General features: G+C 46.0%; 13 protein-coding genes and 2 pseudogenes. 10 read left to right on the top strand and 5 right to left on the bottom strand.

Annotation, left to right across the window (positions count from 1 at the left end; genetic code table 11):
* Window positions 1-17 precede the first annotated feature (17 nt).
* The 3 genes from AC5EF3_RS09800 (at window position 18) to AC5EF3_RS09790 (ending at window position 4,297) form a co-directional block, all read left to right on the top strand.
* Window positions 18-917: a substrate-binding domain-containing protein gene (locus tag AC5EF3_RS09800; RefSeq protein ID WP_493547908.1), complete on the top strand. Its 900-nt coding sequence runs from the start codon at window positions 18-20 to the stop codon at window positions 915-917.
* 496 nt (window positions 918-1,413) lie between these two features.
* Complete coding sequence (locus AC5EF3_RS09795) at window positions 1,414-2,667, top strand: LysR family transcriptional regulator (protein WP_493547907.1); 1,254 nt, start codon at window positions 1,414-1,416, stop codon at window positions 2,665-2,667.
* Window positions 2,642-4,297 (top strand): MFS transporter, encoded by a 1,656-nt coding sequence (locus tag AC5EF3_RS09790; protein WP_493547906.1) that lies wholly within the window; start codon window positions 2,642-2,644, stop codon window positions 4,295-4,297. Before AC5EF3_RS09795 ends, AC5EF3_RS09790 begins: the two co-directional genes overlap by 26 nt.
* Before the next feature lie 133 nt (window positions 4,298-4,430).
* On the opposite strand, the gene AC5EF3_RS09785 is transcribed toward AC5EF3_RS09790, so the two are convergent.
* Window positions 4,431-5,609, bottom strand: a complete 1,179-nt coding sequence (locus AC5EF3_RS09785; RefSeq protein WP_493547905.1) for a lactonase family protein — start codon at window positions 5,607-5,609, stop codon at window positions 4,431-4,433.
* 332 nt (window positions 5,610-5,941) lie between these two features.
* On the opposite strand from AC5EF3_RS09785, the gene AC5EF3_RS09780 reads away from it, so the two are divergent.
* Together AC5EF3_RS09780 and AC5EF3_RS09775 are read left to right on the top strand one after the other, a co-directional pair.
* Window positions 5,942-7,888, top strand: coding sequence for a hypothetical protein (locus AC5EF3_RS09780; protein ID WP_493547904.1), 1,947 nt, complete (start codon window positions 5,942-5,944; stop codon window positions 7,886-7,888).
* Window positions 7,889-8,073: 185 nt separating this feature from the next.
* Window positions 8,074-8,790: pseudogene (locus tag AC5EF3_RS09775) on the top strand (IS6 family transposase).
* Between the two features lie 65 nt (window positions 8,791-8,855).
* Here AC5EF3_RS09775 and AC5EF3_RS09770 read toward each other — a convergent pair.
* The 3 genes from AC5EF3_RS09770 to AC5EF3_RS09760 all read right to left on the bottom strand — a co-directional run bounded on the left by AC5EF3_RS09770 (window position 8,856) and on the right by AC5EF3_RS09760 (window position 11,721).
* Entirely contained in the window at window positions 8,856-10,028 is a 1,173-nt protein-coding gene (locus tag AC5EF3_RS09770) for an acetyl-CoA C-acyltransferase (RefSeq protein WP_493547903.1), read from the bottom strand.
* A gap of 1 nt (window position 10,029) precedes the next feature.
* Complete coding sequence (locus AC5EF3_RS09765) at window positions 10,030-10,932, bottom strand: SDR family NAD(P)-dependent oxidoreductase (protein ID WP_493547902.1); 903 nt, start codon at window positions 10,930-10,932, stop codon at window positions 10,030-10,032.
* Between the two features lie 102 nt (window positions 10,933-11,034).
* On the bottom strand, window positions 11,035-11,721 hold the full coding sequence (locus AC5EF3_RS09760; RefSeq protein ID WP_493547901.1) for a TetR/AcrR family transcriptional regulator: 687 nt from the start codon (window positions 11,719-11,721) through the stop codon (window positions 11,035-11,037).
* 364 nt (window positions 11,722-12,085) lie between these two features.
* Here AC5EF3_RS09760 and AC5EF3_RS09755 point away from each other — a divergent pair, with 364 nt between their 5' ends.
* From AC5EF3_RS09755 to AC5EF3_RS09740, 4 genes are read left to right on the top strand one after another with little or no spacing between them, the layout of a single operon-like run.
* Window positions 12,086-14,392, top strand: a complete 2,307-nt coding sequence (locus AC5EF3_RS09755; RefSeq protein ID WP_493547900.1) for a TonB-dependent receptor — start codon at window positions 12,086-12,088, stop codon at window positions 14,390-14,392.
* Between the two features lie 14 nt (window positions 14,393-14,406).
* On the top strand, window positions 14,407-16,119 hold the full coding sequence (locus AC5EF3_RS09750; protein WP_493547899.1) for a carboxylesterase/lipase family protein: 1,713 nt from the start codon (window positions 14,407-14,409) through the stop codon (window positions 16,117-16,119).
* A complete protein-coding gene (locus tag AC5EF3_RS09745; protein WP_493547898.1) occupies window positions 16,110-17,684 on the top strand; it encodes an AMP-binding protein in 1,575 nt (524 codons plus the stop codon). Before AC5EF3_RS09750 ends, AC5EF3_RS09745 begins: the two co-directional genes overlap by 10 nt.
* An 18-nt stretch (window positions 17,685-17,702) precedes the next feature.
* Complete coding sequence (locus AC5EF3_RS09740) at window positions 17,703-19,364, top strand: carboxylesterase/lipase family protein (protein WP_493547897.1); 1,662 nt, start codon at window positions 17,703-17,705, stop codon at window positions 19,362-19,364.
* Window positions 19,365-19,465: 101 nt separating this feature from the next.
* Here the strand turns inward: AC5EF3_RS09740 and AC5EF3_RS09735 are convergent, their stop codons facing one another.
* Entirely contained in the window at window positions 19,466-20,800 is a 1,335-nt protein-coding gene (locus AC5EF3_RS09735; protein WP_493547896.1) for a spinster family MFS transporter, read from the bottom strand.
* A 521-nt stretch (window positions 20,801-21,321) separates the two neighbouring features.
* On the opposite strand from AC5EF3_RS09735, the pseudogene AC5EF3_RS09730 reads away from it, so the two are divergent.
* Window positions 21,322-21,468, top strand: a pseudogene (locus AC5EF3_RS09730) (IS6 family transposase); the annotation flags it as partial.
* Window positions 21,469-21,602 lie beyond the last annotated feature (134 nt).

Genomic DNA, 21,602 nt, shown 5'->3' with positions numbered 1-21,602 from the left:
CTCCAAGTGAGGACACAATGGAACAATTAGAAAATGGTAAGCTAAAGCTCAAAACCAATCTTGCCGATTATCCAGTCACCCTTGCGATGAAAGATGGGCGCGTCACATCTGACAAAGTAGAACTGGATTTTTGCGGTCCAGAAAAAGCACACAATGGCTTTAAAGATATGATCCGGCGCAATAGCTATGATGCAGGTGAGCTTGCAATCGTTACCTATCTTCAGGCCAAATGCTATAACAAGCCTTATGTCATGCTACCCGCGCCTATTTCAGGACGCTTTCAACACCATTGTTCAGGTTTCAACAGAGATTTTGGACACGTAAACCCAAAAGACATTGAAGGCAAAAAGGTTGGCGTAAGAACATATGCACAAACAACCGGCCTCTGGATGCGGGGCATTTTACAACATGAATACGGTGTCGACCTGAATAAAGTGACCTGGATGACTGTGAATGAAGGTCATCTCGAAGAATATTCCGATCCCGCCAATTGCATTGAGCTACCCAAAGGGTCCGATATCGGCCAATTGATGCTGGATGGTGAACTTGCCGCTACGCTTCAGGGGGTTGATCTGCCAAAAGATGATCGGGTGGAATACCTTGTTCCCAAACCATTTGATGCAGCAAAGGAATGGTTTGCCCGTGAAGGTGTTGTACCAATAAACCATATGTTCGTTGTGCATGAAGATATTTCGCGTAACCATCCCGAAGTCGTTCGCGAGATCTATCGCATGATCTGTGACAGTCGAGAGCTCACTAAAGGAGGCGTCCCCTCCCCATACCCTCCATTGGGCTTAGAAGCGAACCGCAAAGGTATCCAACTTGCTATAGAATGGGCTTTTGAACAGAAAATCATTCCACGCAAGTTATCAGTCGACGAATTATTTGACGATACGACTGCAAGTCTAGGTAGCTAATTTAAGAGCTTATATTCCTCCGCCAAAACGATAAGCACATTTAAAAACACACTTGCCCAAAGTAAGTGTGTTTTTTGATGCCTCCACAACCAACCCTTCCGTATTGGGTACGTTACATATGTTCAAATACTACGTCTAAAAACGACCCAACTTTCTCAAATTCCAACAAATGGATATAAGTTTTATGTCAAACTGGTGATAAATTTAATATGCCGACCATATAAGTTTCGCATCCAAACGTTCGAAATAAAAGACATAATATATCCGAAATTTAATACCCTAAACAATAACACAAAAATTATATTAAGTATTTGTTTTTAAATAATATTTTACAACAAATTAATATAATTATCACGACAACAAAATGCACTTATATACACCTAAAAACCATCAATTTTCATGTTCACTCACTTCTTTGTCCCTCTATAATGGTGATTAATTATGATGTACTCCTCATTTCAAACAGCAAACTAAATAAGACTGGGAGGACGATGAAATGACAACAGAATCCATAAGCTTTCGACAATTAAAGCTTCTCGAAACCGTTGGACGTGTAAACAGCGTTAGACGCGCTTCAGAGGAATGTAATTTATCTCAGCCAGCAGTCACCCAAGCTATTCTAAAACTTGAAAGCCAATTAGGTGTTCAGCTTCTCATACGGAGCACAAGTGGAAGCTACCTCACTGAGCTAGGACGAATTTTTCACCATCGCGCTGAACGTTTCTTTGATCGCTTAAGAGATGCACTCCAAGAACTTCCTAATTCAGAGACAGCTCTCAATCTCGATATTGCTGCGAATCGAATATCCAGATCTCAAATAAACTGTCTCATCGCAATATTTGCAGCAGGGAATCTAGAAGCTGCTGCAAATGAGCTTGGCCTAGTCCCCACATCGGTTCAACGCGCCCTTCGCACGCTGGAAGCTAATGTAAAAAACACCCTATTAAATAGAACAGCCGCTGGTCTTTCATTAACCCCTACCGGCATGAATTTCGGTAAGCGCATGAAGCTTGCTCTTCAGGAGATCGAAGCAGCCCAGAATGATATTGAAATATCCCGTGGAAATACACGCTCACGCATAACTGTTGGCGCAATGCCTTTTGGAGGCAGTTTCCTTCTTGCGACTGTTTTAGATACATTTGTTCAGGAATTTCCAAATGCTGAAATAAAAATTGTGAGTGAGAATGCACCAGAATTAATGCAAAGCTTATCTGATGGTGATGTCGATTTTGTTGTTGGACTTGTACAACAAGATGGTCGAGAGAATCTCGAATATATACCGCTTGCTGATACATGTTTTCATATTGTCGGACGCACCAACCATCCATTATCCTTTAAAGACAACATAACCACTGAAGACCTTCTCGAATATGAGTGGGTTGTAGGTACTCGCGGTGCAAGTCGTAGAGAATGCTTTGAGAAACTCTTTGAAGGCACTTCAGGTCCGCACGCCCCCATTCGCACCAGTGCATTCACAATCATTCGCAGTCTACTTGAATCTGGTGACCGGCTCACGCTGATGACTGATTACGAACTCATGCACCAAAGAGATTACCTACAAGCATTGCATTATCCACCTATTACACCTGTTCCTGCAATTGGTATTACCACACGCAAAGACTGGCTTCCAACACGATTGCAAAAACACTTGGTAGATGAAATTAGCGCTCACACAAAGAATTCCGCCTACGTGATCTCCACACTTTCAACTGAGCCAATTTCTAATGGCAGACACCAGCGAAAGGCATGATGTGGACACTTCTTCAAACAATGAAAAGACATCACCTTCCATAGAGCCGGAAGCGAAAATATCTCCACTCAGCATACCAACCTATAGAAACCTATGGACCGCAACCGCTTTCTCCAACATGGGAAGCCAAATCCAAGTCGTCGCTGCCTCTTGGCTAATGGCAAGTTTGACTGATTCACCCCAGCTTATAGCGCTGGTCCAAACAGCGATGAGCCTACCAGTGATGATGTTTTCAATATTTGGTGGCGCACTCGCTGATAGATGGGATCGCCGCAAATTAATGCTGTTATCACAAACAGTTATGTTTTGTGCAGCTGTCACCCTTATGACTGCGACCTATTTCAAATGGATAACACCTTGGTTTTTATTGCTATTTACAGCCATTATTGCCTCAGGAAACGCTATCAACAATCCCTCTTGGCATGCGTCGGTACGCGATTTGATTCCACGCAATATACTAGGCCGGGCCGTTGCTTTAAATAGTATGAGCATGAATTTAGCGCGCACACTTGGGCCTGCCATTGGTGGTTTAATAGTCGCAATTAGTAGTGCTGCTACGGCCTTTCTCGTCAATGTGTTAAGCTATATCGGATTGATCATTACTTTACTGATCTGGCGACCTACGAGAGATCAATCTGACATCCCGGCTGAACCAATCCTGCAAGCCGTTGGCGCTGGAATGCGGTTTGCAATCAGATCTCCATATATTCGCACCGCCATGGTACGCGGTGCAATGGGAGGTATGACAAACAGTGCTATACTTGCCCTCGCTCCCGTTCTAGTCAGCCAACGCTATGATGGAAACGCATTATCATTTGGATTCCTTTTAGGTGGATATGGTGTTGGTGCCGTTATGGGCGCGATATCTGGCGGCATTCTACGTGAAAAATGGACATCTGAAAATGTGGTCAGACTGGGCACTGCCTGTATATTTATTGGTCTATTACTGTTAGCTTTCGCACCAGTTTATCTCGTATCTGTTATGGGTATGCTTTTAGCTGGCTCCGGTTGGGTGGTAAAACATACAAGTCTCAATACGACTGTGCAATTATGTGCGCCACGCTGGGTAACAGCTCGCGCTTTATCAACGTACCAAATGGCCACATTTGGAGCCATGGTTGTTGGCAGTTGGACTTATGGATTTATTGCTGAATATGGCAGTCTATCAACGGCTTATTTTGTTGCTAGTATAATATTAGCCAGCAGCGCCATTTTAGCTTTGGGCATGAAATTACCGATAGCTGAGAACCTAAATCTAGACCCAATAAAACACTGGCGCGAACCCGTCATTGACATAGACGTACAATTAAAAAACGGGCCTATTTTCGTCGAACTTGAATATGTCATTGCCATAGAAGATCAGCAAGAATTTCTAACTGAAATGGCGCAACGCGAACACATAAGAAAACGAGATGGAGCAAGAGCTTGGTCCCTTTGGCAAAACCTAGAGGATAGCTCTCGCTGGATAGAAAGTTACAGTGTGCCAACATATGGAGAATACATTCGGCACAATAACCGACGCACTCAAGATGATCTCCAAAACATCAAAAATCTGGAAAACCTGCACCGTGGAGCTGAGCGCCCAAGCTTAAAACGCTATCTCAAAGGCAATCCAATTAAGAAAAAGTGATCCGTTTGGTTTCCCCCAAAAACCAATTGCTTTCGAACAAGCTCTTCCTTTTCTTTCATCAAAAAAAAGGAAGAGCTGTTTCTGTGGCCAAACATAGGGCCACAAGCGCTGGACCTAAAACTTCAATTTCTCTTTATTTTCTAAAAGCGACATTTGCGACTTGTGGAATTTCTATCTCCCCTGACATACGCTCCACCAACCCCGTTTCATCATCACGCCTAAAAGCAGTCACGCTGTTGGATTTGAAATTTGCAATCAACAGCCATTCCTCACTTTTATTCATTGCAAAATGCCAAGGTAATTTCCCGCCAACAGATACTCTTTGTATCTCCGAAATTGCACCCGTTTGTTCACTCACATTATAAACAATCAAATGATTTTCACCTCGGTTGGTGACATACAAAAAGCGACCATCTTTTGAAATTGCGAGCTCCGAAACGCTTTTAAATCCTTCAAAACCTTCAGATAGAGTATTTTGAATTTCAATCGGGATTAATTCGCCAATCTGAGCATTCCAAGAATAGACTTGCACCTGAGCTGTAAGCTCAAAAACCAAATAACAAAATTTGCCATTTGGATGAAACACAAGATGACGCGGGCCTGTTCCTGCTGGCGTTGTCACCTCAGCGCGGCTAGCCGCCTGCAATCCACCATCATTCTCTGGGAGTTTATAGATAAAAACTTTATCCGCCCCCAAATCAGGCGAAAGCACAAATTGACCAGACGGATCGAGCACAGCAGCGTGCGCATGCGCGCTATCTTGGCGTCGATGTGGGCCACTTCCCACTTGCATCTGACGCCCAGTCACAGTCTGCAAACTCAAATCATCATTCATAGCAATTTCAGAAACAACCGAGTCCCGAAAGTTCGCTATATATAATTTTTCTCTTTTCACATCTGGTGCAATAAAAGTGGGATCTTCTCCCCCAGATGATATCTTATTGATGATACTCACAGCACCGGTATTCGGATCAGATTTTAGACCATATATCAAACCTGTACCATTCTCCCCTCCGGACGCTGTTGCGTAGAAAACAGATGAGTCTGTTACAAACTCTAACCATGTTGGACGCTCTATATCTGCAACGATACCCAATGGCATCAACACACCCGTTTTGTGATCCAGTTTAGCGCCATATATACCCGTATTTTCGTCACTTACACGCGTACCGAAATAGACATATTCGAAATTCTGATGCGCTTGGTTTTGCAACATAGCGCATGCAGGCAATGCAACGGTGCAAATCAGCCCAAACAAAACTGTACAATATCTGTGTAGCGCCTGTTTTTTGACGCACTTAAAATCAATCATATTTTAGTCCTCCCGCGTCGACGCTACGCGCAAGAAAGACAAAACAACACATAAAACCGCGTCTAGCGTGATAAATAATCACACACTTAATCCCGCAAACTTCGAAAGGAGAGGTAATATCCAGATTCCCTCCCTCTAGACACAAGACACACGCTACCACCTAGATTAAGATTGAAACTTTAAGTTTGTTTCCAACCCAAAACTGATCAATGCAATCATTCTTCCTATCCCCCTCGTCCACCTCAAGCAGATAGGATAGCTAGATAATCCTATACATACGGACAAAAATCATGACCGAATGCAATAATAATGACACCTCGGGGAAGAAAAATATGAGACGCAAAACTCTATTGCTCGCTTGCACAGCTTTAGCACTAATCACCCAACAAGCCTGTACCACCATTGCCGATGGCGAGACACTTCCCGTAACAGATGCACCCCAAGCAATTGCATCATCCACGACTGAAGACGTCGTAGAAAAAAAAGGGGTGATGTTCATGAACCGGATAGGTCCGGGAAGCTCAGAATTATACATATCCAATGCTGACGGCACTAATGAACGCAAGCTTTTAGGTGACAATACTGTTTTTGAATACAGTGCTGAACTCGCCTCTGATGGCACGTCAGTCTATTTTACATCCGAACGCAATGGTGATGGAAACTCCGAGCTATTCAAGGCCAATATTGATGGCAGCAATATTGAAGAAGTAGTATCCAGCTCATCCGTAGAAGATGCTGTCTCCATTTCTCCAGATGGTAAAAAAATAGCATTTGTTTCCACACGAGAAGGTTATTTTTCTAACGTTTGGATCAAAGACCTTGAAACAGGCGAACTGACAAACCTAACAGGCGCAGAGCACATTCAAGGCGACCCTATGCTGCCGAACAGCTTTCTACGTCCGTCTTGGTCACCAGATGGAAAGTGGATCGCCTTTTCTTCAGATCGCAACACAAACTGGCGCGGTCATGACTACCCGATTGGTTGGGAACATACGCAAGAATTATCTATTTACGTCATAGGAGCTGATGGGCAAAATTTCCGTCGTTTAGTTTCTAAACCAGAGATGTCTTACGGCTCGCCTTCTTGGTCACCAGATGGAAAACGTATCTCATTCTATGCAATAACAACGGAAGACACATGGGGCGCACGTCGCTATAATCTCGTACAAGACACGACATCTCAAATTGCTTCAGTTGATGTAGAAACTGGACGGGACTATATCGAGCACACTTCAGGAAAGGGTGTGAAAATTTCTCCAGTTTACATTTCCAATGATAAAATTGGGTATGTAAACAAAGGGCCAGAGAATGAAGGTATCTATTATACCGATGGCTCCACCCCAATTCTAAAAAAGAATGTTCGGGAACCTATATGGACCCAAGATGGCAGTCAGGTCATTTATGAACAAGTCGATCACACGCGCCGCCCTGACGGTGTCGACCTCTATAGCTGGGATCCAGAATGGGAATACAAACATATAGATGTTTTCCCCCTCCTCTCCAGCCAAGATGAAATCGTTATCTCTGATAAGAAAAACATCGGTAATCTCGTTGTGCTGGATCGAGATGGCAAAAATCCACGCACCATTTATGAGGTCACCAAGGAATCAACCAAGACACCATACCTGTTGGGAACCGGCTTGGTTGGAGCTTATCAACCGTCATGGTCGAGAGATGGGGAATGGGTCACATTCTGTGTGGGGACCTTTTTCTATAAACGCTATGATGCTCCTGCGCGCGTTATGATGGTTCGCCGCGACGGTACAGGCCTTAGGGAAGTAACACATGGTGAAGAGAATGCTGGTTTCCCAAGCTTTTCTGCCGATGGCAAAGAAATCGTCTACCGCGTCTGGGACAAAGAAAACATAGGCCTAAGGATATATAACATCGAGAAAGATGAACACCGTGTTCTAACTGAAACGGGTGATAACCTACCTGCCTACTCCCCAGATGGAACACGTATTCTATTCACCCGCAGACACGGCCATGCAGATTATGATCTATATACGATCAAACCTGATGGCACCGATCTTGTTCGCCTGACAACACACCCAAGTGGTGATGGCCATGCAGTCTGGTCAAATGATGGCAGCAAAATCATGTGGAGTGGTTCAGTTTATGGCTTCCGCGATGAGGCAGCCCTATATGATGACACGTTCCAGCAATATGGTCAGATTTGGGTCATGAATGCAGACGGCTCAAATAAGCACATGGTGACTGATAGCAAATGGGAAGATTCCATGCCGCTATATGTTCCATATTTAGACCAAGAAAAGTAAAGCCTAGCGGCTTTATTAGTTGAACATACATATTTCCAACCTAGTGCCATTTCACTAGGTTGGAAGAGCATTGTCAGATTAAACGCCTCATTTCCAACTAAGCCAGCTTTCGCTAAACTGGAAACATGAAAATCTTTATCTTCTGATATTTCAAATCCTCACCAGAAATCATCAAACTCGCTGTGATGATGTAAGTTCGTTTTCCGCTTTCATTGAGAAATGTGGAAGATCTACTTCATGAACGCGGAATTGATATTTCGCATGAAACAGTTCGTTTCTGGTGGAATAGATTTGGTCCCTATTTCGCATCAAAGATCCGTCGCAAACGATCGGCTCAAATGCGTAAATTCACACAATGGCAGTGGCACCTCGATAAATCTCCTGCCGGAGCCTTTTCCACTTAGCTTTGATCTAATAGATCAAACCTTTGGCTTACGCCAACCAGCTCCAAAGTCGTAAAAATCAACAGAGAACTTCATTATCTGTGGTGAGCTTTTGATCACGTAGGTGAAGTTCTCGAAGCTTACGTCATCAAACGCCGCAACAAACAGGCAGCATTGAAGTTTTTACGTAAAGCCATGAAGCGATATGGCCCGCCCCATTGTATAATTACAGATAAATTGCGCTCTTATAAAGCGGCAATGAATGAAATCAGGAATGCGGATAAACAGCTCACTGAGCGTTGGCTAAACAAAAGATGCGAGAATTCACATCAACCGTTTCGACGACGAGAAAAGATAATGAATAAGTTCCGACAGTCAAAAAGCTTGCTGAAATTCGCCGCCATCCAATCGTCAGTTCACAACCACTTCAATCTGGAGCGACACCTCTATTCAAGACCAAATTTCAAACGAAATCGCAACGTCGCCCTGAACGAATGGCGACAACTTTTTGTTAGCTAGAAAAAACTCCAAATTCCACGCACTAGAGACCCGTTGGATTTTGTCTGACATCACCCTTTGTTCTATTAGAAGACTTCAAACAGAGCTGCTGCCCCCATACCGCCGCCAATACACATTGTAACGACCACATATTTGGCATTTTGGCGTTTGCCCTCAATCATGGCATGCCCCACCATACGTGCGCCTGACATTCCATAGGGGTGACCAATTGAAATTGCCCCACCATTGACATTCATCAACTCGTTGGGAATTCCCAGCTTGTCCTGACAATACAACACCTGAACAGCGAAGGCTTCGTTGAGTTCCCATAGTCCGATATCTTCCATTTTGACATCAAACTTTTGCAAAAGCTTTGGAATAGCAAAGACAGGTCCAATACCCATTTCATCTGGATCTGTGCCTGCCACGGCCATGCCGACATAGCGGCCGAGTGGTGAATAGCCTTTGGCTTCTGCCAACTTTGCATCCATCAAGACAGATATGCTGGCACCATCGGACAGCTGGCTGGCATTACCGGCTGTCACAGTTCCACCGTCCATAACTGGCTTCAAACTAGAAAGCTTATCGAGACTTGTACCGGGACGATTACCCTCATCTTTAGCTAGTATGATCTGTCTGGAAACAATCTCACCAGTCTCGGCATTTTCAATATTCACATTTGCTGTGAATGGAATGATTTCGTCGTTAAATCGCCCTGCTTCCTGCGCAGCGTGAATTCTAGCCTGTGACTGCACTGCATATTCATCGCAGCGCTCACGGCTAATACCGTATCTTTTCGCAACAATTTCCGCAGTTTCAATCATAGGCATGGAAACCGCAGGATGTAGCGATGACAAAGCTTCTGAATGCTGAACACGCAGGTCTGGTGTTTGAACCAATGAAATAGATTCAACGCCGCCAGCAACGACAACATCCATGCGATCAACAATGATTTGTTTTGCGGCTGTCGCAATTGTCATCAACCCTGAGGAACATTGACGATCAATTGTCATTCCCGGCACTGTGACGGGCAATCCAGCCTCAAGCGCAGCCATACGGCCAATACTTTGTTGCAATCCTTGAGGAAAAGAACATCCCAGAATGCAATCTTCAACTGCTCCACCCTCAATGCCCGCACGTTGGATACCTGATTTAATCACTTCCGCAGCAAGCGTTGTCGGAGGTGTTTGACTTAAGGTTCCCCGATATGCTTTTCCAATAGGCGTTCTTGCAGTGGCAACAATAACTGCATCTCTCATCTCACTCTCCTACTTTAGAAGTCATGTTGCGTCTTGCGCTGGCGACTTCATTTTCGAATTGGGCAAATCCATAATCTGGAATGACGTCTCCTTCACGGCTGCGGATATCTGGTAATTTCTCGAACACGACAGATGCAGCATCCGTATCCTGACCGATGTAAGCGCCAGGTGTGAGAGTGACATTTGCAGAAGCGACATGTCCTGCACCAGCGCACAAAATTGTACGCGTCGGAGCACCGTCACTGACGAGCGGAAGAAGGGCCGGACTGACAAACGATGGATCCAAAAACTTCATTACGTCCTCATTCAAAACGCCTTCCGTCATGCCTGTTGCAGCGGTCGGCGCAAGAGCGTTGACGCAAATTCCATATTTGTGACCTTCGATCGCCAAGGTCTGCATTAGGCCAACCAATGCCATTTTGGCTGCACCATAATTAGCCTGACCGAAATTACCATAAAGCCCGGATGAGGACGTCGTCATCACGATGCGCCCGTATTCTTGTTCCCGCATGACAGGCCAGACGGCTTTGCAACAAATCGCCGCTCCCATGACATGGACGTCCATGACCAGTCTAAAATCGTCCATGGTCATCTTTGCAAAACTCTTGTCTCGCAAGATACCTGCATTATTGATGAGTATATCAACCCGCCCCCACTTTAGCTGGGTCTGATCGATTATGTGTTGAACCTGATTTTCATCAGTCACTGATCCAGCTATCGCAATGGCATCGCCACCTGATGCACTTATCTCCTCTGCGACACTTTTTGCTGCGTCTTCAGATATATCGTTGACTACGATCTTCCCGCCCTGTTTTGCCAGAAATTTCGCATGCGCTCTGCCCAGGCCACCACCAGCCCCCGTGACAATTGCAATTCGTCCGTCTAAGCGATTTTCGATCATCATTTCTTCAGCCTAGGCCTCCCGTCTATAATATTCACTCTATAGCGAGTGAATATTATAGACGTCAATACCTGCTGATATCCGCCATAATTTCTGCGCTCAATTCTACACCTTTTGCTGCCTCTGACTAAGCTCGTGAAATCCAGCAGCCATAAAGGATGCCATGCGGCTTTTCACTGCTTCATAGTCTTCAGAGTTACATAATCCGCCAGACAATTTATCAATACGTCCCGTGCGAGCGAGGGTCAAAAGCAATGCTCCACTCACAAAATGATAACCCCAGAAAATATCTTCCTTAGAACATTCTGGTAATGCCTGCACCAAAATATCAACCAACCTCAAAACGACGGGATCAAAATATTCATCCATTAATTGCGCGCCCCAATCCGGGGTATTGGCAACCAGCGCACCGAGCCGTCCATAGTTTTTCCAGCCTGGGCCACCACCAATATATAGATCCAGATCTGTATCTAAAAAGGCGTGCAATGCCCCTTCTACAGTTGGCCTGCCGTCAACAGACGCCTCGTATTCATCCAGTGCTTTTATACGCGTTGAACTCGTTATGAACGCACGACGTGAAAACACTTTCTCGAACAAATGCTTTTTGTCGTTAAAGTAGTAATTGAGAAGTGTGTGGTGAACACCTACCCTCTTTGCAACGTCTTTCAGAGTGACACCATGAAATCCGTGCAAAGAGAAAAGCTCTTCAGCCTCATCAAGAATTTGTTCAATTGTTTCTGCGCGTTGTTCTGCTTTCGTAGATCTTCGACGGCTCTTCGTTTCTCTCGTCACCAAAGTACACTCCGTGTTTCAGCCACCTTTATCAGACTCTGCAGCTAAACTCGTCAAGTTCTCATTGAGTCACACCCTGACAGGTTTGATAGAAACGCCGCAATTGGGAAGGGGCAACACTTAGAAATGCAGAGAAAACCACTCAGTATTTGCAATGTTGACGGATCCAAATTTTTCAATTTGAACTTACGGTTCATCAAAAAAATATCCAAAAATTCATCATAACATACTGAAAAATCAAAAAATTTATCGATTTCAAGTAAAATTCACTCGCTTGATAATGAATATTGACATTCTTGTGAATATAAGATCTTATTTAGGGACAGACAGTGATAAAAAAACACTGCGATAGAGGGAAGGAAATATGAAATTCAAGTATCTGGCGTCCGTATCGGCCGTATCACTTGCAGCATTTTGCACACCTGCTTATGCACAAGAAACAACGAATCAGAACACTCAACCACAATCAGAAACAGAAACGACTTCTCGGTCTGAGACCAGAGATGGCAGCAAGAAGCTGGACACGGTTATAGTCACGGCAACACGTCGTGAAGAAAGCCTTCAAGACATCCCCCTGTCAGTTACGGCATTCCAGCAAGAGGCCATGAGTGAGCAAGGGATTGTCAGCTATGAGGGGCTGGCACGCGAAACACCCGGCGTGGTTTTGAACCAGCCAACTGCGAACTTCAATACAATCTCAACACGCGGCATTGCAACCAATGGATACAATGCCAACCTGCAAAGCGCGACTGCAATCTATGTTGATGAATTGCCAATTTCGGCGAACGGGAATTCCACCATTCTTGACCCGACATTATTTGATGTTGAGCGCGTCGAGATCTTGCGTGGACCGCAAGGTACACTGTTTGGTGCAAACTCTCTCTCAGGTGCAGTACGCATACTAACGAAGAAGCCGAACGCATCTAAATTTGAAGCGTCCACCCTTGTTGACCTTGGAATGCTTGGCGAAGATTCGCTACGTCAGCGCTATAACGGCATGATCAACGTGCCGCTTGTTGAAGACAAATTGGCTCTGCGGGTCGTTGGTTTCTACCGTGATGAAGAAGGCTGGGTCGACAATGTTGGCACGGGCATAGACGATGCAAACGCCTTGAAATCCTATGGTGGTCGCGCTGCGCTTCGTTGGGAACCCACATCCAATCTCAATATGCAGCTTACGGTCATCAAGGAAGACAACAAACCAGAAGACTCAGGCTTGATAAACCCTGATCGTGGTGAGTTCGTTCGCTATTCAATCCGCCCGGACCTGTTTCAGGCCAACTTCACAAGCTACAATTTTTCACTTGATTATGATCTTGGTTTTGCAAATTTAACGAGTTCTTCCACATATTCTGACACAGAAGGAAGTTTCATTGTCGATCTAGGCGGCACTTACAACCAGCTCATCCCGTTTTCGCTAGAAGCTGTCGCGTATGACGACATTTTCGTGCAGGAAGCACGCCTTGCTTCAGAAGCTGGCGGCGATTGGGACTGGATTGTTGGGGGCTTCTACTTCAACAAACGCCGCGATGTGGATTTCCTCTATCGTTCCGAGCAAGGATTTCTGGATACCCTGGGACTGACAGGACTACCAAGTGATGCGTTTCTAAACTATTCAAACTATGCGGATTCCGAAGAAGCTGCGGCTTTTGGTGAAGTCACATACCGTTTCTCAGACAAGTTCTGGCTCACAGGTGGCCTTCGCTACACCAACACCTCGGTTCAAGGTTTCACGAACGAAGGCGGCTACACAAGTGACTATTTTGCTGCTGTTTTCGGGGGATTTACAAACACGTCCCTAACTCTCTTCCCAGTGGCAGCCGCAGAAGGTCTGAAAGTAACGACCAACCGCATGTCATACAAGGTGAGCGCATCTTATAAGCCGGTTGATAATGTAACGACTTATGCGACGGTCTCGACAGGTTTCCGATCACCGATTGCTAACTCTCAGGCTGGTTCCGTCAGTACGGTAGACCCGAATGATCTCATCATACCAAATGGCGCAGAATCTGACGATCTGACCAATTATGAGGTTGGCTTAAAAGGCTGGTGGCTAGACAACAAACTCTCCACGAATGTGGCAGCCTATTATATTGATTGGCAGGACATTCAAGTGCAGGCAAACAGATTGTCTGACCAGATCCAGTTTGCCACCAACATTGGCGCAGCAGTCAGTAAAGGTGTTGAATTTGAAATCGGTGCCTACCCGGTCAAAGATCTCAGCATATTCCTGAATGCTTCCATCAATGACTCAGAAGTCACAGAACTGACAGAGGGCGAAGCAGCTATCTCGGGTGCTGAGGAAGGTATTCAGCTGGCATTCCCGAAATATCAGGGATCTCTTTCAGTTCGGTATGACTTTGATGTCACTGATAACATGGACGGATTTATCTCTGGAACAGCTGCCTATATCGACAATTTCCCAGCCATGCTTCCGAATGTGCCGGGCAACCCGAATGTGGCAAGCCCGACCTATGATAAAACAGATGAATATGTTGTCGCCAATCTGGTGGGCGGTATTGTCACCGACAACATCAAGCTGACGGCCTATGTCGAAAACCTGTTTGACGACAATTCCATCACCTACGTCCACCCTGAATCCTTCCTTGAAGCCAGATATGCACGCGTACGCCCTCGTACCATCGGTGTTCGTATCAGTTATGACTACTAATGAAGGCCAAACTCATGTCTTACGTCAGAAATAGACTTAAAGCTTTCTCTCAAAAGACAGTCCTTGGGCTGGCGGCGCTAATTTTAGCGCCGTTTTGCCTAACGGCCTGTGAAAGCACCCCGACTCCAAATCAGACCCAATCCCAAACTTCAACTTCCATAGCACTCACAAACGCACCCGTTGGAGCTATCCGCGGAAGTGAAGAAGATGGCGTTCATGTTTATCGCGGTATTCCCTATGCCCTTGCACCGGTTGGGGAACGTCGCTGGGCACCTCCAATTGCAACACCCGATTGGGCGGATGAATTCAGTGCAGCAAAATTCGGTGATGCCTGCCCGCAACCAAAACCTAATCCTGTAAGCATTTATGCCTGGGACATCCCGACCATGTCCGAGGACTGTTTGAACCTCAACATCTGGACACCTAAAAACACGCAGAATGCCCCTGTTTTGGTCTGGATTCATGGTGGTGCATTGCGTTCCGGATCAAACAGTATCGCGATGTATGATGGCGCTGCTTTGGCTAAAGAAACAGGCGTCATTATTGTCAGCATAAATTATCGCCTTGGAGCACTGGGCTATCTTGCTCACCCTGCATTAAGTGCTGAATCCGCTGAAAGCATTTCAGGCAATTATGGCCTTATGGACCAGATCGAAGCGCTCAACTGGGTCAAGCGCAACATTTCGGCCTTTGGCGGAGATCCTAACAATGTGACAATTGCAGGAGAATCCGCAGGTGCATTAAGCGTCATGCTCCTCATGACATCCCCCAAAGCTGAAGGCCTATTCAATAAAGCAATCGCACAAAGCGCATACATGATCTCAATGACTGCGCTCAAAGATCGTGTGAATGGCCATTTTTCTGAAGAAGAAATTGGCACAGCTCTCATGAGCAAACTCGGCGCAACAACTGCTGAAGACCTGCGCGAGCTTGGCCCAAACAAGATCATAGAGAGCACATCTGCAGCAGGCTATTTTCCTTTTGCCACCATTGATGATGTATACCTGACAGATCAGATGCCAGCGGTTTTCGATGCAGGTAAACAGGCAAAAATACCAATTCTCACAGGCTTTAATGAAGGTGAAATAAGGTCCTTGAGAATTCTTCTCCCGCCCGTCCCTAAAAGCGCGGAAGATTATGAAGCAAAAGTGCGTGCCGCCTATGGTGAACTCGCCGATACGTTTTTGAAAATCTATCCATCAGACAATATCGAAGCCAGCATGCTCGCTACAACACGTGATGCTATGTATGGATGGACGTCAGAGAGACTGGCTGCATCTCAGACAATCGCGGGCCAACCATCCTATCTGTATTTCTTTGATCATGGCTATCCAGCAGCCAACAGGTTAGGGCTTCGGGCATTTCACGCCTCAGAAATCCCGTACATGTTCGGCACTCTCACAAAAGCGGTTTCCCCATGGCCGGAAATTCCAGGCAATGATGAAGAACGCGCACTGTCTGACCTGATGGTCAAATACTGGACTAATTTTGCCAGAACGGGGCAACCAGCAGATGCGACAACACCCGACTGGCCTGCGTATGGAATGAATGCCAATGGCATGGTGCTAGATACACCAGCCCAAAGCCAACCTCACCTTAGTTTCGAACGCTTCAAGCTCCACGAAACCGTTGTATGCAGACGACGAGCAGAAGGCACGATGCAATGGAACTGGAATATCGGCATCATTTCTCCTCCCCTACCTTCTAAGGATTCACAATGCGAATAATTGATGGCGCGATGCAGGACTTCGCGCTAACCCTCGACAAATTATTAGATCATGCTGCGAAATGGCATCCTGACCGGGAAGTCGTGACTGCAGGAAATGACGGTGTTTCATCGCGCATCGGTTATGCGGACCTGAAAAGAAATGCACTTTGTGTTTCTGCGTTCCTAACGTCCCAGAATGTTAAGCTTGGCGATCACATCGCCACGCTTTGTTGGAATACGCATGAACATATGGAATGCTGGTATGGTATTATGGGCATTGGCGCGATCTGCCATACGCTAAACCCGCGACTGAAAGCAGAACAGCTTGCCTGGATGATTGGACAATCTCATGCCAAAATCCTGTTTGCTAGCGGCGACCTATATGACCTTGCTCAACAAATCGTTGAACGCTTGGATTTTGATTGCCAAATTTATCTGATTGATTGTCCCGGCACGCACTCAGATAAATCTAGTAGCGCTCGAATTCTCAAAAATGAACTCCCCAACACTGCAAGCGATACCGTATGGGGACATTTTGATGAGACAACTTCATGTGGACTTTGTTTTACGTCTGGAACCACTGGACCGCCCAAAGGCGTCACATACACGCACAGAGCCAATTTTCTTCACGCACTGAGATTACTGCAGGCCAGTGTCAGTGGCATTACGCCAGCTGATGTCGTTTTGCCCGTTGTACCAATGTTTCACGCCAATGCCTGGGGACTTCCTTTTTCAGCTCCAACAGTTGGTGCCAAGCTCGTCTTTCCTGGACGCCACGCAGATGGTCGGCGACTAGCAAGCCTTATCGACAGCGAAAACGTGACGATTGCTGTGGGTGTCCCTACTGTCTGGTTGGGGTTAATGGACTATCTGGACGAAACCGGCATTGAGCTACATACTTTAAAGCGGATCATGGTTGGTGGCGCGCCAATGCAACCTGCCCTTATGAAACGCATAGAAGATCGTGGTATCGAACTTCAGACCACGTGGGGTATGACAGAATTGTCGCCATTGGGAACAGCTACGCCGCCAACTGACAAACGCAGTGCACAAAGTGCCGGACGCGTCGCAATAGGACTTGATCTGCAGCTAACGGATGAAAATGCAAATGTTTTACCGCAACAACGCGGAAAAGAAGGTCATTTGTGGGTTAAAGGTGCCTCTGTTGTTGAACGGTATTTCGGTCAAGAAGAGACTGCGACGCAGAATGGCTGGTTTAAAACCGGGGACCTTGCCATGATTGATGATGACGGACGGTTATTCATCACAGGGCGATCAAAGGATCTGATCAAATCTGGCGGAGAATGGATAAACCCCGTTGAAATAGAAGCCATTATATCTGAACTGCCGGAAGTCTCGCTTGCTGCAGTTATTGGCAAAACGCACCCCAAATGGGGCGAGCGCCCTTTGCTCATTGTCGAGTTCAGAGAGGGATATTCTTTAAATGACGAAAGTCTAAAAGCTGCGTTGAAAGGCAAAATCCCCTCATGGTGGATGCCAGACAGTGTGGTCACCCTTTCCGCCATACCATTGGCCGCCACAGGTAAAATCGACAAACTACGCCTGCAATCCCAGCATGCTTGAGACCCATAAGGTTAGATCATGGCCACCCCCGCTCCCCATGCATTTTTGAAAACACTTTGCGCGGTTCTTGCCATGCAGGGTTTCTCTCAATGTCAGGAGAAGGATCATATGCAACCGGGCTTGTCAGAACATCCCCTTGTGCAGCTGACCAGCGGAACAATATCAGGGCGCAGCGAAAATGGGCTGAATATCTATCGTGGTATTCCTTACGCCCAACCTCCACTAGGGAATTTGCGGTGGAAACCTCCTCAGCCACCCGCAAAATTCGCTGCGCTTGTTGATGCCAAAGCATTTGGGCCAAGCTGTATTCAACCCGATATTCCGCGCACAAGCCTATATTATGATCCACCCCAATCGATGTCCGAGGACTGTTTATTCCTAAACATCTGGACAGAGCCTCAAGCCGATAAGCGACCTGTCATTGTGTGGATTCATGGGGGATCGTTACGCATGGGTGGGAGTGAGCAGAAGCTCTTCTCGGGGGATAATTTTGCTCATCACGGTGTTGTATTCGTTTCACTGAATTATCGGCTTGGTCCGTTGGGCTGGATGGCGCACCCGCAATTGAGCGCGGAATCTCAGGCTTCTACATCCGGTAATTATGGACTGATGGACCAGATCACTGCACTCAACTGGATCAAAGAAAACATTGCCAGTTTTGGTGGGGACCCATCCAATATCACCATTATGGGAGAGTCTGCTGGCGCATTGAGTGTAACGTATTTGTTGATGAGCCCCAAAGCTGAAAGCTTGTTTCACAAAGCGATCGTGCAAAGCACAAACATGCGCGCTTTTCCAGAATTGAAGGATCGCGCTTTTGGCATGCCGTCAACTGAAGAATTAGGCCAGTCTCTGGTATCCGGTCTTGGATACAAAGATATAGCAGAAGCCAGAAGCGCCGATCCAGTTGAGTTCACTACAAAAGCTCAGGCACGTGGATATCGTCCAGAAGGTACGATCGATAATGTGTACCTGACAGATCAACTGATTGATACACTGGATAATAACAAACAAAATATGGTTCCGCTTCTTGCTGGATTTACCAGTGGCGAAACCCGGTCTCAGCGCGCACTTATCCCGCCTCAACCTAGCAGCGCGCCGAAGTATGAGCATGAAATCCGGCGTCGGTATGGGAAATTGAGTAAAGCTTTCCTCGCTCAATATCCGAGCGAAGATCTGCCCAATTCTTTAATGGCAACCATGCGCGATGCGATATATGGATGGGGAACTGAACGACTAGCTAAGTCAATATCGGCTGCGGGTGCGCCAAGCTATTTCTATGTCTTCGACTATTGCTATAACGAAGCGAAAAAGACAGACCTGTGCGCATTCCATGCAAGCGAGCTTCCATTTGTATTTGGCAATCTGCAGCAACAATCCTTACCGCCTAACTGGCCGCAGCCATACGATGAAGAAGGCATAAACCTGTCTCAAATGTTAATCGAATACTGGACGAGCTTTGCCAAAACTGGACAGCCAGAAAGTCAGCATGGTCCAGTCTGGACACCTTATTCAGAGGATCAGTCATATCTGTTAATTCAACAAGATACAGAACTGAAACACGATCCTTTTCCTGGAATGTTGGAACTGCATGAAACGCTGGTCCAACAAAGAAAAAATGATCAAAAACAGTGGATGCTGAATGTGGGCTTAAGAGCCCCCATACCAAACGAAGAGTAATAAAGGATTGATCTCGCCCTTAATCTTAAACATCTGACATTCAATAAAAACGGGTGAAAGCGAAAGCCAGCTTCCACCCGTTTTGCCTATGTCGGTGAGGGCTAAGCCTTTTGTGCGATATCTGCCCGAATTGTTCGTGTGGCGATCAGGTACAGAACCGCTGCGGATAGCGCGGCAATTACACCACAAACCAGCATGGAAACACCCAATGGTGTCTGCATATTCTGAGTGCCTGCAAGAGTATCGCTCAAGGCACCCACGCACAAAGGGCCAAGGCCAAGGCCGATCATATTTATGGCGAAGAACAGAACAGCTGATGTCAAAGCGCGCATACGTACCGCCACAAGACTATGAGACACTGCCAGAACAGCACCCAGATAGGCTGCTGTTAGGAAATTAAACGGCGCTGTCAAAGCCAATGCCAAGTATACATTACTTGTCGTTAGGGCGACACCCAGTACGGGCACAACCAGCAAGATTAGAAATGCCGGCGTCCACAAATACCATCGCACATCTTTTGCGCCCAAACGGTCTGACATCCAACCGCCGAAAAATGAACCTATCCCGCCGCCAAAACCTGATGTCAAAGCCATCCAGGTTCCAACCTCTGTCAAGCTAATATCAAATGACCTTAAGAAATAGGATGGCAACCAATTGCCTACGCCATAAATGACAAATGCTTGCAGACTAGCACCAAGAGCAATGTATTTAAAAGACTTTTTTAGCCAAAGCACTTTAACGACTTGAGTTAAAGGAGGTGCTTCTACCGGTGTGTCAGATGCACCTTCGGACCAACCTCTCGGCGGCTCTTTGACGGTAAATCTGAGGATTAACGCCAAAATCACACCTGGTACACCGACCACGAAAAACGCCAGTCTCCATCCAAATGTCTGCGCTATCCAACCTCCCAGAGCAAAACCCAAAAGGATACCAAAATAGATGCCTACATTGTAAAATGACAAAGCGGATGCCCGTTTTTGTGGACTAAATATATCTGAAATCATGGAATGTGCCGGTGGACTGCCACCCGCTTCGCCAACTCCGACACCGATACGGGCGAGCAAAAGATGCGTATAATTGGACGCAAGCCCACTCACCGCCGTCATGATGCTCCAGACAGAAAGCGAAAGCGCAATAATGTTTCTGCGAACACCTTTGTCCGCCCATCGCGCTATGGGAATGCCACACACAACATAAAAGACTGCGAAGGCAAAACCTGTTAGCAGCCCAAGTTGCGTATCCGATAAATTAAGCTCAGCTTTTATAGGTTCCTGAAGGATGACCAATAACTGGCGGTCAATGAAATTAAATACATAAACCGCTGTGAGAATGAACAGAACATAGTATCTGTAAAGACCACTCTCGTAAGGGGTTGCATCCCCTGATGCGTCTTTGCCTCGCTCATCAACATGAGCATTTTCGAATTGTTGATCCATAAATCACGTTTAAGGCAATCAATGCATTGCGTTAGTCTGACACTCTTCAACATAGCCAACATGTCATAGATACACCTTCCCTGCATCTCAGGTTGGGTGTTTGTTTTATGTTGGATGCTGAACAAACCAATCTGCAGTTTATCTCTTTAATCGACTGCTTATAGAATTGCCTTATCCTCCCGCATTTATATTCACTCACTTGTGAGGGAAGTCAATAATAATCTGTATCTATTGCGACAAATCAGTATTGTCTTAGCGCATCCAGACCCGATTTTAGCTCAATTTCCTCAATAATTATGCGTTTTTAGACGCGGTCAATTTCGATGAAAGCTTCAGTCATCTCGACTGAATTAATACAATATTTGCACCACCACACGCCAAAAATTGTTGCCACGGTCGGGCGATCACAAGTGTATTGCTGGGACATGTGGCGGTAGCATTGAGAACCTAATATGAAAAATAGCGTTGTCAGATTAATGCCGCTCATTTCCAACATTGAAAGCTTTCGCTAAGTTGGAAACATGCAAACCTCCATCTACCGATACTTCAAAACCTCACCAGAAATCATCAAACTTGCAGTGATGATGTATATTCGTTTTCTACTCTCGCTTCGAAATGTAGAAGACCTTCTTCTTAAACGCGGAATTGATATTTCGCATGAAACGATTTGGCCTACTTTGCTATGTCTAAATAGAAAGAAAAACGCCACCCATGAGGGGTGGCGTTTAAATAGTTCATTGTGGTGTCTATTATAGAGCGTCAGTCAGCTCAGGTAAGACATTGAATAAGTCAGCTACAAGGC

The organism is Hirschia sp., from assembly GCF_058892565.1.
This window is presented reverse-complemented; position numbering and strand designations above follow the sequence as displayed.